A 20,370-nucleotide genomic window follows, 5' to 3' on the forward strand; every position below is an offset into this window, starting at 1 on the left:
TTTTTCTTTCTTCACAATTTCTTCACATTATTGTCTAATTCTCCCCCCAAAAGGAAAAAATATATGGTTTAATATAATATTGATAGCATATATACTATTTCTTATCTGTGCATGAATTAACAGATGGATATAGAAATAGTGAATCATTTCCTATATAGTATAGAGGTGGCAACTGGCCTCTGGCTTTTTATAGAGAGGAGGAAGAGAATGTCTAGTCGAATGATGACTAACGCTCAAGAAGCAGATTTGACAACCTCAACTGCTTGGAAGGATTTTTTAGCACTAATCAAAATTGGTATCGTTAATTCCAACTTAATTACTACTTTTACAGGTATGTGGTTAGCTTTTTACTTTACTAATACACACTTTCTAAATTCTCTTGATACGATGTTCCTGACATTGATTGGTTCTTCCCTTATTATCGCAGGTTCCTGCGCCATAAATAATGTATATGATCGAGACATCGATCCTCTGATGGAACGTACGAAGGGACGTCCTACCGTAACAGGTAAAATCAATGCACCTAAAGCATTGTCTATGGGATTAATTATGATTGCAGTGGGAATCATAATGTTATTTATGACCACCGTCACTGCAGGTGTGATAGGAATCATTGGGGTATTTAGTTACGTTGTATTATATACAATGTGGTCTAAGAGGAAATACGTAAGTAACACGATTGTAGGGAGTATCTCAGGTGCGGTCCCACCACTTATCGGTTGGTCAGCTGTAGATGCAAATCTGGATATCATCGCATGGGTTCTATTCCTGATGATGTTTATCTGGCAGCCGCCTCATTTCTACGCTTTAGCGATGAAGAGAGTGGAAGAATACAGAGCAGCGAATATACCGATGCTTCCCGTAGTAAAGGGATTTGCTACAACGAAGCACCATATCGTTGCATGGGTTGCAGCTTTACTGCCTCTGCCATTCTTCTTGATGGATTTAGGAATGTTCTTCTTTATCCTTGCAACAGCCTTTAACATTGGGTGGCTCGCACTGGGCCTCGCAGGTTACAAAATGAAAGATGATATTAAGTGGTCAAAACTTATGTTTGTCTATTCACTAAATTATTTAACTATCTTGTTTGTAGCGATGGTTATCGTTACCGTACTATAAGATTAGTGGGAATTCTTTCTGATAAGAAATCCAAATAGATATTTTTTATGAGTCCTTGTTTAATTCAAAAGTATATTACATGAAAGAGGGGTTTGATTAAGCTATGAAAGCAAGGCTATCTAAGTGGCGCTTATTCTCAATTGTAGCAATGTTAGCGCTAGTTCTTTCTGGTTGTGGAGAGCCATTTCTCTCCACATTACAGCCAGCTGGTGAAGTAGCACAGTCACAATATGATTTAATGATACTGTCTACATTAATAATGGTATTAGTAATCATTGTAGTAGTTATCGTCTATATGGTAGCGATTATTCGTTTCCGTAGAAAGAAGGGAGATACTACTATCCCGAAACAAGTTGAAGGAAGTCACACACTTGAAATCGTGTGGACAGTCATTCCAATCATCCTTCTTCTTATCCTGGCTGTTCCGACCGTAACGTCTACTTTCGAATTAGCTGATACAAAGGCTATGGATAAAAAAGACGCAGATGGTAATCGCGAAGCTTTAGTTATAAACGTTCGCGCAAACCTTTACTGGTGGGAATTTGAGTATGAGGATGAAAAAATCATCACTTCACAGGATTTAGTTGTACCAACCGATCAAAGAGTTTACTTCAATGTTACAGCTTCTGACGTTAAGCACTCTTTCTGGATTCCAGCTGCTGGAGGAAAGATTGATACAAACGTCGACAACGTAAACACATTTTTCCTTGAATTTGATGGAGAAAAGTCTAAAGATGCAGGCGGATTATTCTACGGAAAATGTGCTGAGCTATGTGGACCTTCTCATGCTTTAATGGACTTTAAAGTAAAAGCGCTTCCTAAGGACGAGTTTACGGCATGGGTAGAAGATATGAAAAATGCAGGAGAACCTAAACCATCTTCTGATTTAGCACAACAAGGACAAGAAATCTTCAATCAAAAATGCTTAAGCTGTCACGCAGTATCACCTCAGGATGGACGTCCGGAGTCAGCTCGTCTTGCTCCTAACTTAGCAACATTTGGTGAGCGTACTCGAATCGCAGGTATTCTGGATCACAACAAAGAAGAGCTGAAAAATTGGCTGGTAGATCCTGAACAGTATAAGCCAGGTAACAAAATGACAGGTACATATGGTAACCTGCAGGAAGACGAACTTGATGCCCTTGCAGAATATCTGATGGGATTAAAAGTTCAAGATTAATTGGGGATTAGTTAAAGGGAGGTTTAATCGTGAGTAGCTATGCACAGAAAAAAGGCTTCGGCGCGACTGTTTGGGACTATTTAACAACAGTAGACCATAAAAAGATCGCCATCCTTTACCTTATGGCTGGAGGATTCTTCTTCTTAGTCGGTGGATTAGAAGCTCTTATCATTCGTATACAGCTTGCTGTTCCTAACAATGACTTTGTTAGTGCTGGCTTATACAACGAAGTTTTAACAATGCACGGTACAACGATGATTTTCTTAGCGGCCATGCCGTTAATATTCGCATTCATGAATGCGGTTGTACCTTTACAAATCGGTGCTCGTGACGTTGCATTTCCTTTCCTGAATTCATTAGGTTTTTGGTTATTCTTCGCAGGTGGAGTTTTCCTTAACCTTTCATGGTTCTTAGGTGGAGCACCAGATGCCGGGTGGACTTCATATGCTTCACTCTCATTGGCATCTAAAGGACATGGTATTGATTTCTATGTACTTGGGTTACAGATTTCAGGTGCAGGTACATTAATAGGTGGGATCAACTTCCTTGTAACCATCATTAATATGCGTGCTCCGGGTATGACTTATATGCGTATGCCCCTATTTACATGGACAGTATTTGTTACTTCGGCACTTATTTTATTCGCGTTCCCTGCTTTAACGGTAGGATTATTCTTAATGTTATTTGATCGTATGTTCGGATCGAATTTCTTTGATGTAGCGAATGGAGGTAACACCATCATTTGGGAGCATTTCTTCTGGATTTTTGGTCACCCTGAAGTATACATCCTTGTATTACCTGCTTTCGGAATTTTCTCTGAGATCATTCCACATTTTTCCAGAAAACGTTTATTCGGTTACTCATCCATGGTATTTGCGACCGTACTTATCGGTTTCTTAGGATTCATGGTTTGGGCTCACCATATGTTTACAGTAGGTCTTGGACCAATCGCAAATGCCATCTTCGCCGTTGCGACAATGGCCATTGCCGTTCCTACAGGTATCAAAATCTTTAACTGGCTCCTTACGATGTGGGGAGGAAGTATCAGCTTCACGACTCCGATGCTCTACGCAGTAGCGTTTATCCCTACTTTCGTAGCAGGTGGAGTAACTGGAATCATGAACGCAGCTGCCACAGCTGACTATCAGTTCCATGATACGTATTTCGTTGTTGCCCATTTCCACTACGTAATCGTTGGTGGGGTAGTATTTGCTCTATTGGCAGGTACTCACTATTACTGGCCAAAAATGTTCGGTACAATGTTAAATGATTTCTTAGGGAAAATCGCTTTCTGGTTATTCTTTATCGGATTCCACTTAACATTCTTTATTCAACATTTCCTTGGTTTAATGGGTATGCCTCGTCGTATTTGGAAGTTCTTGCCTGGTCAAGGATTAGAAACAGGAAACTTAATCTCTTCTATTGGAGCAGGCTTCATGGGAGTGGCGGTTATTGTACTTGTTGTTAACGTCATCATGACTCAAGTCAAAGGGGTTAAAGTTTCTAATGACCCATGGGGAGACGGACGTACCATTGAATGGGCGATTCCATCACCACCACCATTCTATAACTTTAAGCAAACTCCGCTTATCCGTGGTTTGGATGCTTATTGGTTAGAAAAAATGGAAGGTAAAAAAGATTTAACACCGGCAGAACCTATCGGAGATATCCATATGCCGAATAACTCGATTTTACCGGTAATCATTTCACTTGGGTTATTCATAGCAGCATTTGGTGCTATGTATCATCCGGATGGTGATAAAGCATGGGCGATCCCTGTTCTGGTAATTGGAATGCTTATCACTTTAGGTGCAATGTTCTTCCGTTCTGTAATTGATGATCATGGATATCATGTTCATAAAGAAGATTTAATGGATGATGATAAAGGGGGTAAGGCATAATGCATGCTGAAGAAAAATTTACGCCAAAGACCTGGCCAGCCTCCCCTGAAAAGGCAACCCTTGAGGGGAAAAACAAGTTTATGGGCTTTTGGTTTTTCCTTGGTGGAGAAACGGTTCTTTTCGGATCTCTTTTCGCAACATATTTAGCGCTTAAAGACAGAGTACCCAGTGACAGTCATGCACTTGCTGCTGACATCTTTGATTTACCACTTGCATTTATTGCAACGATGTTACTTTTAACAAGTTCTCTTACAAGTGTTTATGCAATGTATCATATGAAGAACTATAATTTCCAACGCATGCAGGCTTGGTTATTAGTCACGGTTCTTCTAGGTGCAGCATTCCTTGGATTAGAGATTTATGAGTTTAATCACTACGTACATGAATACGGGCATACTTTTACTAGTAGTGCATTTGGTTCAGCCTTTTACACACTAGTTGGATTCCACGGAGGGCACGTAGCTTTCGGTCTCCTATGGATTGTAAGCTTAATGCTTCGTAACGCTAAACGTGGACTAAACCTTTACAATGCTCCAAAGTTCTATTTAGCTTCTCTATACTGGCATTTTATCGACGTTGTATGGGTATTTATCTTTACAGTAGTATACTTAATGGGAATGGTGGGATAAACTGATGGCGAATCAACAATCAAATTCAGGTAACCCAAGTGTAGATTACGAATATCGTCGTAAGAAAAATGCAGAGGACATGAGAATGCAGGTTACATCCTTCATGTTAATGATTTTCTTAACATTGGTGGCGTTCATTGCAGTGGCAGGAGATTTTGATAAGTACTTTATTGTACCTTTCATCCTCTTACTTGCGGTCGTTCAACTAATTTTTCAACTTTATTACTTCATGCATATGAGTCATAAAGGTCATGAAGCACCTGCATTGTTTCTGTACTCTGGTGCACTTGTTGCATTTATCACAGTGTTAGCATTTGTAACGATTGTATGGATCTAAAGAAAAAAGTCAGCCGGATGGCTGGCTTTTTTTGTGTGGAGTTTTGGTTTTCCCAATGTGCTTGTCGGGCCAACCCAGTCGGCTCCGCTTTTCATTGTCCAGCTCCAGCGGCTAGGCCCTCGAGGTCATAAGCCAATTCTGCCAAAAAGGCAAAAAACGCCTTTCCGGCAGAATCGTCCTATGCTTGTCGGGCCTGATCAAGCCGCTTCCGCTTTTATTGTCCAGCTCCGGGGCTTAGAGGCTCGAGGTCATAAGTCAAACATACCAAAAAGGCAAAGAGCGCCTTTCCGGTCTGTTCGTCTTATGCTTGTCGCCTCTGTGCAAAGCCCCTCCACTTTTCTAATTGTCAAGAACTTGTCATTACCTTCCGTTGAAGTGGGGGAGGGTTGTCAGTATAATGGGGATAGGTGTTAAATGTGAAATGAGGTGAGCAAATGCCTTTGGGTATTTTTGGTTTTATGGCTTTATGGAGCCCATTCTTTATATTGGCTTTAGTATTTATTACGGTCGTGTATTTCTTGATCACTGTCAAATGGAGAGACGGCTTTAAAGAAAGTGAAAAATTGACCAGCAAAGAAGCCACTTATTTTATTCTGGCAATGGTCCTATTTTATGGAATTAAGGGTTCGCCGGTGGAGGTACTAGGTACCATTTTATTTTCTGCTCATATGACTCAGATGGCGTTACTATATTTAGTGGTCACTCCACTGCTCGTATTGGGAATTCCTAAATGGGTCTGGAAAGCTGCAGTTGAGTTACCGGTGGTTAAGCAAGTATTTAAGTTTATGACAAAACCATTGATCTCTTTACTATCTTTCAATATCATCTTTTCGATTTATCATATCCCTCTAGTGTTTGATAATGTCCGAACTGATGCCACTCTACACGGTTTGGCAACCGTTATACTATTCTTATTATCTTTATTTATGTGGTGGCCTTTACTAAATCCAGTGGATGACGATATTGACTTAAGCGGGCTCAAGCGTATTGGATATATTCTTGGGAGTGCAGTCTTATTGACTCCTGCATGCGGATTGATCATTTTTGCAGAGAATCCTTTATATGCCCCTTACTATGATCCACAGGAGTTTCTTAAAGCGTTGGCACTATGTGTACCTGTTAACACTCTGGAAGGGTTGACGCTGACTGGTCCGGAGCTATTTACGGATATGTCTACACAAAATGATCAACAGCTTGGCGGAGTGATCATGAAGATTGTTCAGGAAATTGTATTTGGAGTTATGCTGTTCAACCTGTTTTTTCAATGGTATCGCCAAGATCAAGAGAAACAAGAAAAGCTCTCCTATGATCCCGTTGATCCTAAGTTGACAGAACAGTAACGTATGAAGGGATGATGAACGTCATTCCTCTGATTACATAGCATATTATCTTTAGAGAAGAGAGGAACAGAGATGGGTTTACCTATTTTACCTACCATTAGTACCACCTTTATTGTGTTGAGTGCAGTCACAGTTGCGATTGGCTGGTGGCAGATTAAACAGAGAAGAATTGAGCAACATCAAAAAACCATGACACTTGCAGGTGTTTTTGCGCTTATTTTTTTCATTATTTATATGAGTAGAACGATTTTTGTTGGAAACACGTCCTTTGGCGGCCCCGATAGCATCAAGATTTATTATACGATTTTCCTTGTTTTCCATATAACTTTGGCTACAACCGGGGCAGTATTTGGCTTGATGAGCTTGTGGACGGGCTATAAAGACCGTTTAGCAAGGCACCGTAAGCTGGGGCCGATTACGAGTTTTATCTGGTTCTTTACGGCTATTACAGGAGTCGCTGTGTATCTGCTTCTTTACGTATTCTATAAAGGCGGAGAAACAACTTCTGTCATTCGGGCAATACTCGGATATTAAACAAAAACCTATTATGTGATTCATCACATAATAGGTTTTTTTTGACTATTAAAAGGTGTGTTACTAAAGGGAATGGTAGAAGCACCGTCGAATGTAGAAATAGTAGAAGGGAGCAGATAAATCATGATTACAAAATTGAATCACGGGCAGTTTGAAGAATCTTTACAGTTATCCGAATATGCGTTTCAATATGTAGTACCAAGTGAAGACAGGAAGAGACGCCTTCAACAGACCAAAGATCATACTGTTTATGGAATATATGAAGAAGAGAACTTAGCTGCGAAGCTTCATTTGATCCCGCTCCAAATCCAGCTGGGTGAACATGTGTATCCGATGGGAGGTATTGCCGGAGTGGCCACCTATCCGGAGTTCAGAAGAAGAGGGTATGTGCGCCAATTAATGAATCATTCATTACGGAAGATGAAGGAAGATGGCACTGTCCTGTCCATGCTTCATCCATTTTCCATTGATTTCTATCGGAAATTTGGATGGGAAGTATTTGCATCTTTCCACAAGATACAGCTTGAGAAGAAGGATCTTGTACCATTAAAGCCTTACAGTGGCCGTATCAGGAGGTATAAGAAGGATACATACCCAAATGACTTGGAATCGATTTATGATCGCTATGCGGAGCAGCATAACGGGATGCTGGTACGTTCAAAAAACTGGTGGAGGGAAAGGAGCATCACCGATCTGTGGATAGCGATATATTATAACGATGCAGGGGAAGCAACCGGGTACCTTACTTATGAAGTGAAAAAGGAAAAGATGAAGGTGGAAGAGTTTGTTCCACTGACAAGTGATGCCAGAATTGGTTTATGGAACTTCATTTGTCAGCATGACTCCATGGTGAATGAAGCTGAACTTATATTGAACCCCTGTGAAGTGTTACCAATGATGTTGAAGGACCCAAGAGTTAAAGTGGAGAAGCACCCATACTTCATGGCTAGAATCGTCGATGTACAAAACTTCTTGAAGAGATATGTAAAAGAGATCGATTTTCCGTATCAACTTGTATTCTCCATTACGGATTCGACAGCGGATTGGAATAACAGCATTTTTATTCTTAATAAAAATGAAGTGATGGTTGGTGAAAAGATTGAGGCACCGATTTCGCTGGACATCAAAGCTTTCACAGCATTGATCTTTGGAGTGCATACCCCAGAGGAACTGGTCCAAATGGGAAAACTTCAGGCTGGGGAGGAGGATATTCATAAGCTCCAATCCTTATCCCAGGGGAAGCCTCCATTCTTTTACGATTTCTTTTAAGAGAAAATAAAGTATAAAAGACCAATTCCCTGCGAATGGGAATTGGTCTATATTCATAATTTGAAATTCGTTTTTATAATACCCGCCTCTTTAGCCGAATTAAACACGATAAGGATGAGCGGCCCGATAATAAAGCCCAATACACCAAAGAGTTTTAGGCCGAGGTACATGGCGATTAATGTAGCAAGCGGGGATAAACCAATGTGGGTTCCCATTACTTTAGGCTCTACCGTTCTTCTTATGATAAGAAGAATGGCTGCCAACACTGCGAGTTGAGTTCCTAATGCGATATTTCCTGTCAGCAGATGGAAAATAGCCCATGGTGCCAAAACGACGATTGATCCTATTAAAGGAATAAAATCAATCACCCATATGATAATCGACATCACAATCGCAACTTCTGGAGCAATGAATAGAAGTCCAATCAAGGAAACGACAAAGATGATGATACTCACCAGGAATTGCGCTTTAAAGAATCCAAAAATCACATAGGTGAGTCGGGAAGTCATAAACGCCACTTTCTCTGCTGTTCTTTCTGTCAGGTGACCATAAATGGATTTCTTAATTCGAGGTAAGTCTAACATGAAAAGAAAGAGAGCAATTAAGTATACGAGAAAACTCACTAAGTAATTGGGTATATAAGACAAAAACACACTTATCTTTTCAATATTGACAGAGTTGAGAATCTTCGTCTTTCCACTATTTAAAAAGCTTTGTACGTCTTCACTGAAGCTTCTCACTAGTTCATCAGGAAGATCCTCTGTCGCATTCAGCAGGCGATCCTCGTAATCAAGCCAAATATCGCTTAATTGGTTTACATATTTCGGTGCATCTTCTATCAGCTTAATACCTTCACCAACGACTTTTGTAGTAACGAAGAATGAGGATACGCTTATAAGTAGCAGGAACAGGATAAAAACTGAAAGTACCGCCATTCGACGTTTTGCAGAGAAACGATTTTGTATAAAGCTAACGGCAGGCTCAAGGAAAAGAGCTGTTATAATCGCAGTAATCAAGGGGACTGAAACAGGTAATATAAAAATAGCAACTATAGCCAGTATTAAGGTGATAAGTGTGATCAATAAAACTTTTTTCGTGAAAAACTTGGACAATGGTGTACCCCTTTCTAACAGAAACCTATTACTATCATTATATGAGAGAATGAGAAGAATGAACAGTAGGAAGAAAGTGAAATTCCGAAGCTTTTACATCTATTTATATTAGAGTCCAAGCGTTTCTAGAATAGGGCACTTAGTGGAGTTTGGATAAATGCTGAATGGGATGATAGAGAAAAGACTGTCCGAAGTTAGACAGTCTTTACATAAACTGATATTACCAGGCAAAGTTCGTTGCTTCTTTTTTAACATCTGCAATAAGTTTTTCACAAGAAGTGATCAGATGTTTAGGGAATTCTTCACCTTCCCCGTATTCTATACCGTGTGGGTAGTAATGTTTTCCTAATAATGGAGTCATAAGTTGAATAACGGCGTCATGCTTTCCGATATCTCCCTCAGTAGCAAGACCTTGGATTCGTAAATAGAAGATTCCTTCCCTGATTTCGAATTTACGATCGTATGTCACTCTTTCATAATCCCATTGACCTGCACGAACAAGTCCGTGAGATTCCATAATCTCGTCTAACCGGTTTAAGTCCACTTTTAAGCTTTCAAATTCAGTTCCTTCAAAACGCATAAAATTCCCTCCTATATTGTCCGGCATGAGGACTTACGAGCCCTGATGCTTTTCGTATGGTAGAAGCATTTATATCGGTGTATGTACAATGATACTAAATGCGGTATTTCTCATTCTTAATAATAGTGGAAAAACCTTTATCTTGCAATGTCTTCAATCATTTGAATTTGTCATTTTAAAAAAAATGAATAACCTGCAGGAGAAAGTGAAAGATATAGGAAGGAATTCGGAACGTATGAGGAGGATCCAAATGACAAAAATCAGGGACTTGATGACAAAGGATATTGAAACTTGTTCGTTACTGGACAATGTGTATGAGGTTGCTTTAAAAATGAAAGAACACAATGTAGGATCCATTCCCATCGTGGATGGTGATAAGATTGTGGGAATGATGACCGACAGGGATATCGTCCTCCGCTGTATTGCTGAAAAACATCCTGCTTCTTCAAAAGTAGAAGACATAATGAGTCAACACCTAATAACCGTAGGACCTGACACCGAAGCATCAGAAGCGGCCCACATCATGGCTGAGCATCAGATACGAAGACTTCCAGTCGTCGAGGGAGATAGATTGATCGGCATGATATCTTTAGGGGATTTTGCTATAAGGGAGTCCCTGGGTAGACAGGCCTACGTTGCGTTAGAAAACATATCCGAATCAAACTTCAGAAATAAACCGTTTTAATAGCGAGGGGATGGTCCAAACAGGATCATCTCTATTTATTTTGGTTCTAGAAACCTTTCCCCACCCGAGATTCATTTGTTTTAGAAGGAATGAAAATATGCTATCCTTTATACTAGACTGAAGTTTTTGAATCATAAACAATGGTATAATAATTCTAGTATTTGTGGCATATCCTGATAGAGAAAGTAGAGAGGAGGGAAATTTCTGAGAACCGTTTTGCGTATTTTGATCATTCTTGTCATTATTTTATTTATTGGTATTTATCAAGGTCAAAAACAAGAAAATGAGCCTCTTAAAGGACCAGAAACCCAAACTCTTAAAGAAGACAACGAAAACCAGTTAAATCAATCAATTGAAGCTCCAGGTGAACGACCTGCATCAGGTTTATCAACCTGGATTGGCAAAGATACGAAAAAGGTAATTGAAGCTTTTGGAGACCCAGAGCGGGTCGAACCAAGCTCATACGGGTATGAATGGTGGATCTACCCGATATCGGATAAACAATACATACAAATGGGCGTTAACAATCATAAAGTCGTTACGTTGTTTGCCATTGGGAATCAGGTGGATGTGGCTCCTTATAAATTGGGACAACGTTTGGAAGACATTTATCGTTTTACCATTGTGGATTCTGAAATCGTTGTAAATGACGAATCAGGTGCTTATCAGTTTGAATTAAATGAAGAGGACCTGAATACACGGCTTCTCGTAACCCTTGGAGATATTTATGCCCAGCTTTATCTGGACAAATTCACAGGAAGACTTACGAGTATCCGCTTTCTTGATAGTCAAACACTGATCGAGATGCATCCATATGAAATGATGTATAGAGGGGAATTGGCTGAGGAACAAGAGCCAAGCGAGGACGAATGGGATAAAGTGAATAGTGCAAGCGAACAGCAGATTTTTGATATTACAAATGTGATCAGACATCAATTCGAAGCAGATATACTAAAATGGGATGAAGAAACGGCAATGGTAGCAAGGGGTCATAGTCAAGAAATGTATGAAGAAGATTATTTCTCACATGATTCACCCACCTTCGGGAACCTAACTGAGCGTCTGGAAAGTGAAAATGTTATGTTCAAGACTGCAGGGGAAAACATCGCTTCCCAGTACTCGGACGCACCAGAAGCGGTTCATGGCTGGCTGAATTCAGAAGGCCACCGAAAGATTCTACTGGAACAACAATTCACCCATCTTGGCGTAGGGGTATATAAAAGGTACTACACACAAAATTTTATAGAGAAATTAGAAGACAAAGAATAAAAAGGTTGATTCCCTTACGTCTCAGGGAATCAACCTTTATTTTTGAAAAAAAGTCTACCGTTTCTTTTTGAAAATAAAAAATGACCCGGTAGAATGAGCAACAATCTTACCGTCTGAACTGATAACTTTCCCGTCCACTACAATGGTCTTGCTTCCCTGATGAACGACAGCAGCATGAGCAGTTAATCGGTCTCCTATCCCTGGTGCCAAGTAGTGAATGTTTAAATTTGTCGTTACAGCTCCATATCCTTCAGGAAGCATCATATTGGCTAATGTGCCCATAGCGGAGTCCACTAAAGTAGCGGTTACTCCTCCGTGAACGATCTGCAGTGAATTATGTGTAACGGGCGTAATCGGAATACTTATTTCGAAGTTCCCGTCTTTCACTTCGCGGTCCATGGCAAATATTCCGCCTATGATTGATCCATTTTCATTGCCTTTCTTACGTTTAACTCCTTCGAGAAGCTGTTTCAAGATTAGAAGATCCTCATCCGAAGCTCCTGTAAGACATTCATCTAACAACTGTTGTACCTGTTCTTTCATTTTCATACATCCTTTTCTTTATTCACAGCCAAAACATTCATTGGATACTGTAAAATCAACGTTACTATACATGTAAATATTACTACAAAAAGGAATGTATCACCATTCTTTTGAATCCTTCATAAAGTGTAGTAGGTAGATGCCTGTAATGGAGGTGTTCATATAATGGGTAAATCACTACACCCTAAGGTAAAAGAGTTTAAAGGATTTGTGAGAAAGCATCCGAAAATTGTGAAAGATGTGCGTAATGGTGATGCCAATTGGCAGGATCTCTTTGAAGACTGGTACTTACTGGGGGAAGATGATACAAGGTGGGATAAGTATAAAGATGAAGCCGCGAAAGAATCAAACCCAACCAACCAAGGAAGTAAAAGCGGCTGGATGGATCAGGTTGGAGATATGGTGAAAAAAATGGACGCTAATCAATTGCAACAACATATTAACAGCTTAAGTGAGGCCTTGGGAGCAGTACAAGGAGTACTTAGTCAATTTCAGTCAAATAACAATAGAGGATCAGGAACAGCAACCAAAACTGAAACACCATCTAAACCCTCCCATCCATTTTCATTCCGGAAAGATTAGGAGGGTGTCTAAAAATGCGAGCGGACATTATTGAGTATATTTATGCCAAAGAAGATCTGAAATTATTTTTAAGAGATCAGCCACAGTGGTATCGTACACTTTCTCGAAATCCCAATGAATTAGAGAAATTCGAAATTGCGTCGATTAACCATTTTCAAAAAACGATTCCTCATCGAGTACAAAAATTCTCAAACGGAGTCCAAATGGCCTCCATGATGATCAGTATGTTCCAATCAATGAATAGTGCCGAGAGTTGAGGCACTATTTTTTTGTGTGAAAGTCCAAAAAAAGTTTTGAGTAAAAAGCGAAACGGTTGGGCAAGGCTATTAGTAAGGAGTGGTGTACACGATGAAGAAAATCATATTTCTATCCATTGCTTTACTTATGTCATTAAGCGGCTGTAAGGAAAAAATGCCTGAACCGGAAAGCTTTACGTTTACTAAAAAAGTTGAGGCTGCGAAAGCTGAGGAAAAACCTCTTTCCATCAAACATATGGTACAAGGAAGTCAAGTGTATATTGAATGTATCGTTCCCAATGTAACATTCACATCAGAAAAAAGCGGAGCGAAAAAAGGAAAGATCGTCGTTCGTTCAAATACCGGCAATTTGTATAAGGAGTATCATACAGCCGCCTTTGTTGTAAAAGGGTTACCAAAAGGTGTGCATCTTCTCAACGTTGAAATAGTAGGGACGAATAACAAACCTTTAGGGATGAAAAAGCAGTTTTATGTGACGATTCAATAATCATTGTTTCCTAATGTCCGTCGTGAAATTTTTTTTCGCGGCGGTATTTTATGTGGATTCATACATCATTGGATAAAGTGGATAAAACCAAAAAATTCAATTTGCATATTCGCTTCCTTGCGTGAAACGTGTTAAAATATCGTTACGGAGGTGAGCGTTATGCTTGCTACTATAGAAAGAATGGAAATATTGGATTCAGCTGACGAATTATCTCAGTGGATTTTAGAATCTGATGTGGCAGAAAATTATCGTAAGTCTTTATATAAACTTCGCAACAATTCTGAAACTCAACGAAAAGTACAAACCTTTTCGCGAATGAAAGAAAGTTACGAAGAAGTTCAACGTTTCGGTCGTTACCACCCGGACTACAAAACCATCATGAAAGAAATCCGTGAAGTGAAAAGAGAAATGGACCTTGATGAGAATGTAGCGGAGTTCAGAAGAGTGGAAAACGAGCTGCAGGATCTGCTTGATCAAGTGAGCCTGCTAATTGGACATTCCGTGTCTAAAAATGTAAAGGTTCCTTCAGGGAATCCTTTCTTCTCAAGCGGAGGATCATGCGGAGGAGGCTGCGGATCTGGCGGAAGCTGCGGTTGTTCAGCCTAATCATATGGAAAGAAGAGCGGACAATGTGTCTGCTCTTCTTTTCATTTTGTGGTATTGATCCTTTTTCCTTACTGTCTTAACCGAACACAGTCCACACAGAGGTTCCCGCAGCAAAACATTTTTTCCTGGGGGACATAGAACCGATGCCGATATACATACAATGATCCTTCTTCCCTGAAAAAAATCGTATCAGAATGCAGTCTCTTTCCCCGCATCGCTCTAGCCGACCATTTTTTAATGGAGTACTCGATGTCACTCTTCTCTTTCTTGGATCTTATATAGATAAATGGGATGCCTGCGCTCCATTTCACATGCGCATCTTCAATCCCGTCCTCTTGTCGAAGTTGGTCGATAAAAAAGTCCCAAATCATATTCAAATCCATGGTGACCCTCCGTTCTGTCCTTCATTATGTAGTATTCACTGTACGCTTTGTTTAATGAAAGTTCACACCATTACGTATTGCTTACCGCCACATTATTATGCTAGACTTATAAAAAAGTGATTCCTAGAGGGGAAACTATATGTTAACGCAAAGACAAGGTTTAGTTGTTTGGTTACATAGTTTGAAGCATGCCAAGTCCCTGAGGCGATTTGGGAATGTTCACTATGTTTCGAAGAAAATGAAATATGTTGTACTTTATTGTAATCAAGATGAAATCGACACGGTAATGGAAAGAATAGCTGCCTATTCCTACGTGAAAAAGGTAGATCCTTCCCATAAGCCATTTATTAAGTCTGTTTATGAAAATTCCCGCCCGGATAAGGCAAAGGAATATGATTACAAAATGGGATTTTAATGTTTGCTGCCAAAGAGAGTTATTTTGGCAGCTTTTTTCTTAGGGGTGATACATCTCCCCATTACAAAAAGCTGCACGATTAACCTCCTTTATTGTAAAGGCAGTATATAATGATTTAATCGCAGTATTGCGATCAGATGCTGATAGTACAATGCTTTTTCCGGATAGAGAGTGGAGGGTTTCACATCCATTTGGATGATGACCCTGTCTAATTCCTTAGCCGTTTCTTCAAAAAGGGAGTAGCGCTGATTTGGTGTGATATTCGGATTTGGGATTCCTTCCCGGCAAACATAAATGGCTTGGAATTTGCCCTGTTCAGTAGGTTTCATCACGAGCGCCAGGGATGATACGGCACGGTTTTTAACAATAGTATGAAATGCCATCATATGCTGCAATCTCTCTTTATTGGCTTTTGCAAGCTCCATTAGTTCATAAATATCTGAATATCCTTCTCCTAATTCAATAAAACGTTGAATCATTCATTCAATCTCCTTTTCTTACCGAGTTTATCAATTCCTTATTATTTCAAACATATAGTGATAAGTAAAGATTCAAAATAACTTAGCGGGGTGATCGTGATGGTATGGTTATTTCTATTTATCGTCCTGGGATTATCAAGTTTGTATGTTATTGGCGAAAGACATGAAGCGAAAGAAATTGAATTAAAGAATAGTGATTCTTTTATCGTGACAGCCATTTTGTCTACGCTTGCGGCGCACGGAATTCTATCTCTGGTAGAGGAGGATGAATGGCAAAAATCTACGCTTCAAGATTTACAAGAAATTCTTTTAAGTAATGGCTTGGTGGATAAAAGTGAATGGGATCATATGCTTTCTGATCATTTAGACCAAGCGTCTTTTCCCGCAGGCAGTAAAGATCTAGATTTTGGTTAAATGATTGGAAATAATCTAAAAATATTCAACCATTAGCTGTCGGAATCTGCTATTCTTTATGTAACAGACGGAGTCAAGGAGTATAGTATGAAACGCATCCTATTTACATTTGGACTACTTATGATTTTGATTAGTTCCAGCATTCTTTTCTTTCAATGGATGGGATTCACAACAGAAAGTGCCGAAGAGTCTGGGGCTGTAAAGGTAAATCAATCTTATTCCATCACACATGAGGAAAACACATTTTTTGTGACACAAACCATTCATTTTTTATCAACAATCCCTAAACAAATAACCATTCAATGGCCAAGTGATGCAAAGGGTTTTTCATGTGTAAATGACAGAGGGGATAGGTGTTTAACGAAAGAAAATGGAGAATTCCAATTAAGTGATCTCTATAAAGACCTTAAAGAGATCACGATTACCTATTCATTCGAGAAGTCGATCAAAACAGAAGGTATGTTAGTGAAAGATTGGCACCCTGCACTATCTTCTATCAAAACGTTAAATACAGATATTCACATAACAGAAAAAAGTTTGAGGACTGGGAAATGGGTAGCAGGATATAAATCTGCCAGCCATAAAAAAAAGAACTATATAGATTATTATTCTTTCATTGGTCGGGGGGAGCCTTCCGCATTATACTGGACAGGGAATCCACTGATGGAGAAAGCTTCATCTACAGTGAGAATGTTGTACGATCGGACCGACATGAAAGAGGCTGAGGCAGTCCGACCAGGCTCATTTGAAGGATTTGTGACCGTCATCATCACGGATAAAATCCAGCACTATGTATCTCCATATTTGATTGTGAGGAACACAGCTGATAAGGAGCTGCTGAATGAACTGAAAGGGAGCTTACTGTATCAGCAGTATTATTCCACTGATGAAGAGGCTTGGCTTAAAGAATTTATCGTCAGTATCCTTTTGGGAAAACAACCGCACACTCCAAAATCTGCATGGGCTTATAAAGAAGTAATGGAAGGACTGACCTCTTCCCAATTGGATGCATTTAAACGGAGGATGGAAGAGGACAAGATCAAAACCGTTGATGCAACAAAATTAGATATGATGTTAGGAAAAGTTACAGGCTTTGACTCTACATTTTTTACTGAAAGTGTAAATGGAAAAGAGAATGTCCCAATGATTCTTAAAAGCAATAATCCTGTACTCCTCAACAAAAATTCACATAACCTGTCTTACATATTGTATAAACAGAAAGAACTTATTCAATTTCCACAAGCAGTTTCGGCTTTGGGGCTGGACATTCAAGAGATAAAGCCAAACGTATTTTTCACATCGTTGAATGGAAATACATTCAGGTTTTATGTGAATGAAGATTATTTTATTTATAATGAAGAAAATTACGGCTTAATAACGAATCCCATCCAAACGGTTGGGGGTTCCATTTATATGGATGTTCACTGGTTTGAGAAATTGTTCAAGGTAGAAGTGATGAATAAGGAAGCTTCCTCCGGATATGATGAAAGAACGTAAAAAGCCCTGCAGAACTTTCTGCAGGGTCCTTCTATATCCATTTCTGGAAAGAAGGCAAAGGGAGAGGAGAAACCGGAGGAAGAACTTATGGGGAATCGTAAGTCTTCTCCGCGGTTGGCAACAACATCAGTTAGGATGCTGTTACTTCCATTATCACCTATCAAAATGATTTTATACATGTTTTGGGGCAATTTCAGTATGTAGCGATATCTGTCGAGATATGATAGGATAGTGAAGAAAAAATACATATATGGTGGATGATTATGAGAGTAATATCAGGAACGTTAAAAGGAAGACCGTTGAAAGCTGTTCCTGGCAGCGGGACACGGCCTACAACAGATAAGGTGAAAGAGTCTATATTTAATATGTTAGGTCCCTATTTTGAAGGGGGCACAGGATTGGATTTATTTGCAGGAAGCGGTGGACTCGGAATAGAAGCCCTGAGTCGTGGACTCCATTCTGTGATTTTCGTGGACCGTGATGCAAAAGCATTTCAAACCATTAAGGCAAACCTCCACGATTGTGACCTGGTAGAGCAAAGCGAAGTGTATAGGAACGAAGCAACGAGGGCGTTAAAGGCAATTTTAAAAAGAGAGATAACCTTTGATTATATATTCCTTGATCCTCCTTATAAACAGCAGAAGCTTCAACAACTCCTGGAATTCATCGACGAGCACAATCTTCTGAATGAAAGCGGTTACGTCATGTGTGAACATGGGTCGGAGATTACACTGGGAGATAGAGCCGGGGGCTTGGAGAAAATAAGGGAAGAAACGTATGGAATTATAAGAATCTCTATTTTTTCCAAGGGGAACGAAGGAAGAAACGATAAATAGCTAGGGGGTAATATGATGACGAGCATTGCAGTGTGTCCGGGTAGTTTTGATCCCATTACATATGGACATTTAGATATCATTACACGGGGTGCGAAAGTTTTTGATCAAATTTATGTGGTGGTCTTAAATAACTCTTCTAAACAATCACTATTCTCTGTAGAGGAAAGAATTGAATTGATTCGTGAGGTTACGGGAGACATTCCTAATGTAGTTGTCGATTCTTTTCAAGGGCTCTTAGTTGATTACGCAAAGAAAGTCAATGCGAAAGCAATCATTAGAGGATTGCGTGCAGTATCAGACTTTGAGTATGAGATGCAGATTACCTCAATGAACAGGGTTTTAGAAGATGATATCGAGACGTTCTTCATTATGACGAATAATCAATATTCTTTCTTGAGCTCGAGTATAGTAAAAGAAGTGGCTAAGTATGGAGGCAACATATCCGAATTAGTACCGAAACGGGTGGAAGAATCATTAAAGGAAAAATTTAGTGATTTAAATAAGCCCTAATAATGAATACAGGGTTGATCCAAGTGTGCAGACTTTACCCTTCTCAGCTTGTGAGAAGTATATTGTCATAGCCAAAGGGATCAACCCCATTCTTTATTTTTAACCTTTTCTTCTTACATACAGAACAACATAGAGAATCAAACTGAATATCGTGATCAACGGACCTGCTGTCTTAAACCAATACAGCATTTCCGTCCAGAATGCATTGTTTTTCATGGCGAATACAGGGATGGCATTTGAGAGCTGCTCATCCGAAAATCTCTCGTATATCGGTTTCCAAATGATGATGGTCGTGACGGACGCGGCTATTCCATGAACAAATCGGGCATAGAAAAAGGGCTTGAACCGGATATCGGTTTCTGCTAATATGCTTGCCACTTGCGCTTGGACGCTGAACCCACTGAACCCCAATATAAAACTTGTAATAATGGCTTGCTGAAGCAGAGTAGCTTCATTTACTCCACTTGTCAGCTTAGAGCCTAACGTGATTTCAAACAAGCCTGAAATAAAAGGAATGCTTAATTGTTCTGGTAATTGGAGCAGAATAAATAGAGTTGAAAAGGCTTCAGCAATAAAGGTTGTAATATGCAAGTGATAAAGCATTTTATTGATGACCGAAAATAAGATAATGAAACCACCGATCATCAGTAAGGTTTGAATGGAAGAGGTGACAGCATCTCCCAAGAGTTTCCCTATAGGGCGCTTATCTTGCAGTCTTGTGCGATGAAGAGCAGAAAAGGCTTCCCGAATGATAAAGCCTTTTTTCCCGGAAGACCGATTTCTCAATTCTTCCTTCTCTTCTCCCCCATAGAATCTCATGACGACACCTACACAGATGTTTCCAATATAATGAGCGGCAGCTAAAACAATTCCGAGGGTAGCATTTTGAAAGAACCCAACCGATACAGCTCCAAATATGAATAAAGGATTGGAAGAGTTCGTGAAAGAAACAAGGCGTTCCGCTTCCAATTTCGTGATTTGTTCTTCCTGCCTCAGACGGGCCGTCAGTTTGGCTCCCGATGGAAACCCTGATGCCATTCCCATTGCCCACACAAACCCTCCGACCCCGGGGACCCGGAATAGTGGCCTCATCAAGGGTTCCAGCATGACTCCGATAAACCTGACTACACCAAAACCAATCAACATTTCTGACACGATGAAAAATGGCAATAACGAGGGGAATACGATCTCCCACCACATATCTAATCCCCGTATGGAGGCCTCAAGAGATTCTCCCGGCATTATGATGAGAGATGCCGCAAATAAAGTCACGCTCATCGATAAAGCCAAGGTTTTGATTTTCGATTTGAACAACCGGACTTCCCCCTCTTATGAAATAAGTTCCTTCTATATCAATTCCTTGTGAATCGGGAAAAAAATGATAAAATGGGATTAATTCAACTTGT

Annotated in this window: 25 protein-coding genes; 19 read left to right on the top strand and 6 right to left on the bottom strand. The window is 39.8% G+C overall.

Annotated features, from left to right (window positions below):
* Positions 1–207: 207 nt before the first annotated feature.
* The 8 genes from cyoE (at position 208) to ACOSV2_RS02430 (ending at position 8,309) form a co-directional block, all read left to right on the top strand.
* Complete coding sequence (gene cyoE, locus ACOSV2_RS02395) at positions 208–1,119, top strand: heme o synthase (RefSeq protein WP_428973794.1); 912 nt, start codon at positions 208–210, stop codon at positions 1,117–1,119.
* 103 nt (positions 1,120–1,222) lie between these two features.
* Positions 1,223–2,299: a cytochrome c oxidase subunit II gene (coxB, locus tag ACOSV2_RS02400; RefSeq protein WP_428973795.1), complete on the top strand. Its 1,077-nt coding sequence runs from the start codon at positions 1,223–1,225 to the stop codon at positions 2,297–2,299.
* Positions 2,300–2,328: 29 nt separating this feature from the next.
* A complete protein-coding gene (gene ctaD, locus ACOSV2_RS02405) occupies positions 2,329–4,200 on the top strand; it encodes a cytochrome c oxidase subunit I (RefSeq protein WP_428973796.1) in 1,872 nt (623 codons plus the stop codon).
* Positions 4,200–4,829 carry a cytochrome (ubi)quinol oxidase subunit III gene (locus ACOSV2_RS02410; RefSeq protein ID WP_397553908.1) on the top strand — a complete coding sequence of 210 codons (630 nt, stop codon included), beginning with the start codon at positions 4,200–4,202 and terminating at the stop codon, positions 4,827–4,829. The genes ctaD and ACOSV2_RS02410 overlap by 1 nt, the downstream gene beginning before the upstream one ends.
* 4 nt (positions 4,830–4,833) lie before the next feature.
* Positions 4,834–5,166, top strand: coding sequence for a cytochrome c oxidase subunit IVB (gene ctaF, locus ACOSV2_RS02415; RefSeq protein WP_044337517.1), 333 nt, complete (start codon positions 4,834–4,836; stop codon positions 5,164–5,166).
* A 434-nt stretch (positions 5,167–5,600) separates the two neighbouring features.
* A complete protein-coding gene (gene ctaG / locus ACOSV2_RS02420) occupies positions 5,601–6,506 on the top strand; it encodes a cytochrome c oxidase assembly factor CtaG (protein WP_428973797.1) in 906 nt (301 codons plus the stop codon).
* Positions 6,507–6,578: 72 nt separating this feature from the next.
* Positions 6,579–7,040 (top strand): DUF420 domain-containing protein, encoded by a 462-nt coding sequence (locus ACOSV2_RS02425; RefSeq protein WP_397553909.1) that lies wholly within the window; start codon positions 6,579–6,581, stop codon positions 7,038–7,040.
* Between the two features lie 123 nt (positions 7,041–7,163).
* On the top strand, positions 7,164–8,309 hold the full coding sequence (locus tag ACOSV2_RS02430) for a GNAT family N-acetyltransferase (RefSeq protein ID WP_428973798.1): 1,146 nt from the start codon (positions 7,164–7,166) through the stop codon (positions 8,307–8,309).
* Positions 8,310–8,362: 53 nt separating this feature from the next.
* Here ACOSV2_RS02430 and ytvI read toward each other — a convergent pair whose 3' ends face one another.
* Both ytvI and ACOSV2_RS02440 read right to left on the bottom strand, forming a co-directional pair.
* The gene (gene ytvI, locus ACOSV2_RS02435) at positions 8,363–9,421 is read right to left on the bottom strand and encodes a sporulation integral membrane protein YtvI (RefSeq protein ID WP_428973799.1); all 1,059 of its coding nucleotides are present in this window, start codon (positions 9,419–9,421) and stop codon (positions 8,363–8,365) included.
* A gap of 220 nt (positions 9,422–9,641) precedes the next feature.
* Positions 9,642–10,001 (bottom strand): YugN family protein, encoded by a 360-nt coding sequence (locus tag ACOSV2_RS02440; protein WP_113968337.1) that lies wholly within the window; start codon positions 9,999–10,001, stop codon positions 9,642–9,644.
* A 250-nt stretch (positions 10,002–10,251) separates the two neighbouring features.
* Here ACOSV2_RS02440 and ACOSV2_RS02445 point away from each other — a divergent pair, with 250 nt between their 5' ends.
* Together ACOSV2_RS02445 and ACOSV2_RS02450 are read left to right on the top strand one after the other, a co-directional pair.
* Positions 10,252–10,686, top strand: a complete 435-nt coding sequence (locus ACOSV2_RS02445) for a CBS domain-containing protein (RefSeq protein ID WP_428973800.1) — start codon at positions 10,252–10,254, stop codon at positions 10,684–10,686.
* Between the two features lie 216 nt (positions 10,687–10,902).
* Positions 10,903–11,955, top strand: a complete 1,053-nt coding sequence (locus ACOSV2_RS02450; RefSeq protein WP_428973801.1) for a CAP domain-containing protein — start codon at positions 10,903–10,905, stop codon at positions 11,953–11,955.
* A gap of 54 nt (positions 11,956–12,009) precedes the next feature.
* Here the strand turns inward: ACOSV2_RS02450 and ACOSV2_RS02455 are convergent, their stop codons facing one another.
* Positions 12,010–12,498: a PaaI family thioesterase gene (locus ACOSV2_RS02455; RefSeq protein ID WP_428973802.1), complete on the bottom strand. Its 489-nt coding sequence runs from the start codon at positions 12,496–12,498 to the stop codon at positions 12,010–12,012.
* A 165-nt stretch (positions 12,499–12,663) separates the two neighbouring features.
* Between ACOSV2_RS02455 and ACOSV2_RS02460 the strand changes: the two genes are divergently transcribed.
* The 4 genes from ACOSV2_RS02460 to ACOSV2_RS02475 all read left to right on the top strand — a co-directional run bounded on the left by ACOSV2_RS02460 (position 12,664) and on the right by ACOSV2_RS02475 (position 14,430).
* Positions 12,664–13,080, top strand: coding sequence for a YlbD family protein (locus ACOSV2_RS02460; protein ID WP_397553915.1), 417 nt, complete (start codon positions 12,664–12,666; stop codon positions 13,078–13,080).
* Between the two features lie 14 nt (positions 13,081–13,094).
* Complete coding sequence (locus ACOSV2_RS02465) at positions 13,095–13,337, top strand: YlbE-like family protein (protein ID WP_113968333.1); 243 nt, start codon at positions 13,095–13,097, stop codon at positions 13,335–13,337.
* Between the two features lie 91 nt (positions 13,338–13,428).
* On the top strand, positions 13,429–13,824 hold the full coding sequence (locus ACOSV2_RS02470) for a hypothetical protein (protein WP_324747998.1): 396 nt from the start codon (positions 13,429–13,431) through the stop codon (positions 13,822–13,824).
* A 159-nt stretch (positions 13,825–13,983) separates the two neighbouring features.
* Positions 13,984–14,430: a YlbF family regulator gene (locus ACOSV2_RS02475; RefSeq protein ID WP_113968331.1), complete on the top strand. Its 447-nt coding sequence runs from the start codon at positions 13,984–13,986 to the stop codon at positions 14,428–14,430.
* Between the two features lie 68 nt (positions 14,431–14,498).
* On the opposite strand, the gene ACOSV2_RS02480 is transcribed toward ACOSV2_RS02475, so the two are convergent.
* Positions 14,499–14,813: a hypothetical protein gene (locus ACOSV2_RS02480; protein ID WP_324748000.1), complete on the bottom strand. Its 315-nt coding sequence runs from the start codon at positions 14,811–14,813 to the stop codon at positions 14,499–14,501.
* Between the two features lie 139 nt (positions 14,814–14,952).
* On the opposite strand from ACOSV2_RS02480, the gene ACOSV2_RS02485 reads away from it, so the two are divergent.
* Positions 14,953–15,228, top strand: a complete 276-nt coding sequence (locus ACOSV2_RS02485; protein ID WP_428973803.1) for a YlbG family protein — start codon at positions 14,953–14,955, stop codon at positions 15,226–15,228.
* An 89-nt stretch (positions 15,229–15,317) separates the two neighbouring features.
* Here the strand turns inward: ACOSV2_RS02485 and ACOSV2_RS02490 are convergent, their stop codons facing one another.
* Entirely contained in the window at positions 15,318–15,707 is a 390-nt protein-coding gene (locus ACOSV2_RS02490; RefSeq protein ID WP_428973804.1) for a DUF7147 family protein, read from the bottom strand.
* A 96-nt stretch (positions 15,708–15,803) separates the two neighbouring features.
* On the opposite strand from ACOSV2_RS02490, the gene ACOSV2_RS02495 reads away from it, so the two are divergent.
* The 4 genes from ACOSV2_RS02495 to coaD all read left to right on the top strand — a co-directional run bounded on the left by ACOSV2_RS02495 (position 15,804) and on the right by coaD (position 18,964).
* Positions 15,804–16,121, top strand: a complete 318-nt coding sequence (locus ACOSV2_RS02495) for a hypothetical protein (protein WP_428973805.1) — start codon at positions 15,804–15,806, stop codon at positions 16,119–16,121.
* 87 nt (positions 16,122–16,208) lie between these two features.
* Positions 16,209–17,618, top strand: a complete 1,410-nt coding sequence (locus ACOSV2_RS02500) for a hypothetical protein (RefSeq protein ID WP_428973806.1) — start codon at positions 16,209–16,211, stop codon at positions 17,616–17,618.
* 263 nt (positions 17,619–17,881) lie between these two features.
* On the top strand, positions 17,882–18,454 hold the full coding sequence (gene rsmD, locus ACOSV2_RS02505) for a 16S rRNA (guanine(966)-N(2))-methyltransferase RsmD (RefSeq protein ID WP_428973807.1): 573 nt from the start codon (positions 17,882–17,884) through the stop codon (positions 18,452–18,454).
* Positions 18,455–18,469: 15 nt separating this feature from the next.
* Positions 18,470–18,964, top strand: coding sequence for a pantetheine-phosphate adenylyltransferase (gene coaD, locus ACOSV2_RS02510; protein ID WP_428973808.1), 495 nt, complete (start codon positions 18,470–18,472; stop codon positions 18,962–18,964).
* Positions 18,965–19,063: 99 nt separating this feature from the next.
* On the opposite strand, the gene ylbJ is transcribed toward coaD, so the two are convergent.
* Positions 19,064–20,278 carry a sporulation integral membrane protein YlbJ gene (gene ylbJ, locus ACOSV2_RS02515; protein ID WP_428973809.1) on the bottom strand — a complete coding sequence of 405 codons (1,215 nt, stop codon included), beginning with the start codon at positions 20,276–20,278 and terminating at the stop codon, positions 19,064–19,066.
* Positions 20,279–20,370 lie beyond the last annotated feature (92 nt).

Source organism: Rossellomorea sp. DUT-2, assembly GCF_052665285.1.

Coding starts and splice junctions, on each gene's coding strand:
- ACOSV2_RS02445 (WP_428973800.1), top strand. CDS start 10,252: ATGACAAAAATCAGGGACTTGATGACAAAGGATATTGAAACTTGTTCG.
- ACOSV2_RS02460 (WP_397553915.1), top strand. CDS start 12,664: ATGGGTAAATCACTACACCCTAAGGTAAAAGAGTTTAAAGGATTTGTG.
- ACOSV2_RS02485 (WP_428973803.1), top strand. CDS start 14,953: ATGTTAACGCAAAGACAAGGTTTAGTTGTTTGGTTACATAGTTTGAAG.
- ACOSV2_RS02475 (WP_113968331.1), top strand. CDS start 13,984: ATGCTTGCTACTATAGAAAGAATGGAAATATTGGATTCAGCTGACGAA.
- ACOSV2_RS02490 (WP_428973804.1), bottom strand. CDS start 15,707: ATGATTCAACGTTTTATTGAATTAGGAGAAGGATATTCAGATATTTAT.
- ACOSV2_RS02455 (WP_428973802.1), bottom strand. CDS start 12,498: ATGAAAGAACAGGTACAACAGTTGTTAGATGAATGTCTTACAGGAGCT.
- coaD (WP_428973808.1), top strand. CDS start 18,470: ATGACGAGCATTGCAGTGTGTCCGGGTAGTTTTGATCCCATTACATAT.
- coxB (WP_428973795.1), top strand. CDS start 1,223: ATGAAAGCAAGGCTATCTAAGTGGCGCTTATTCTCAATTGTAGCAATG.
- ctaF (WP_044337517.1), top strand. CDS start 4,834: ATGGCGAATCAACAATCAAATTCAGGTAACCCAAGTGTAGATTACGAA.
- ACOSV2_RS02465 (WP_113968333.1), top strand. CDS start 13,095: ATGCGAGCGGACATTATTGAGTATATTTATGCCAAAGAAGATCTGAAA.
- ACOSV2_RS02440 (WP_113968337.1), bottom strand. CDS start 10,001: ATGCGTTTTGAAGGAACTGAATTTGAAAGCTTAAAAGTGGACTTAAAC.
- ACOSV2_RS02500 (WP_428973806.1), top strand. CDS start 16,209: ATGAAACGCATCCTATTTACATTTGGACTACTTATGATTTTGATTAGT.
- ACOSV2_RS02470 (WP_324747998.1), top strand. CDS start 13,429: ATGAAGAAAATCATATTTCTATCCATTGCTTTACTTATGTCATTAAGC.
- ACOSV2_RS02410 (WP_397553908.1), top strand. CDS start 4,200: ATGCATGCTGAAGAAAAATTTACGCCAAAGACCTGGCCAGCCTCCCCT.
- ACOSV2_RS02480 (WP_324748000.1), bottom strand. CDS start 14,813: ATGGATTTGAATATGATTTGGGACTTTTTTATCGACCAACTTCGACAA.
- ACOSV2_RS02425 (WP_397553909.1), top strand. CDS start 6,579: ATGGGTTTACCTATTTTACCTACCATTAGTACCACCTTTATTGTGTTG.
- ctaG (WP_428973797.1), top strand. CDS start 5,601: ATGCCTTTGGGTATTTTTGGTTTTATGGCTTTATGGAGCCCATTCTTT.
- ACOSV2_RS02430 (WP_428973798.1), top strand. CDS start 7,164: ATGATTACAAAATTGAATCACGGGCAGTTTGAAGAATCTTTACAGTTA.
- cyoE (WP_428973794.1), top strand. CDS start 208: ATGTCTAGTCGAATGATGACTAACGCTCAAGAAGCAGATTTGACAACC.
- rsmD (WP_428973807.1), top strand. CDS start 17,882: ATGAGAGTAATATCAGGAACGTTAAAAGGAAGACCGTTGAAAGCTGTT.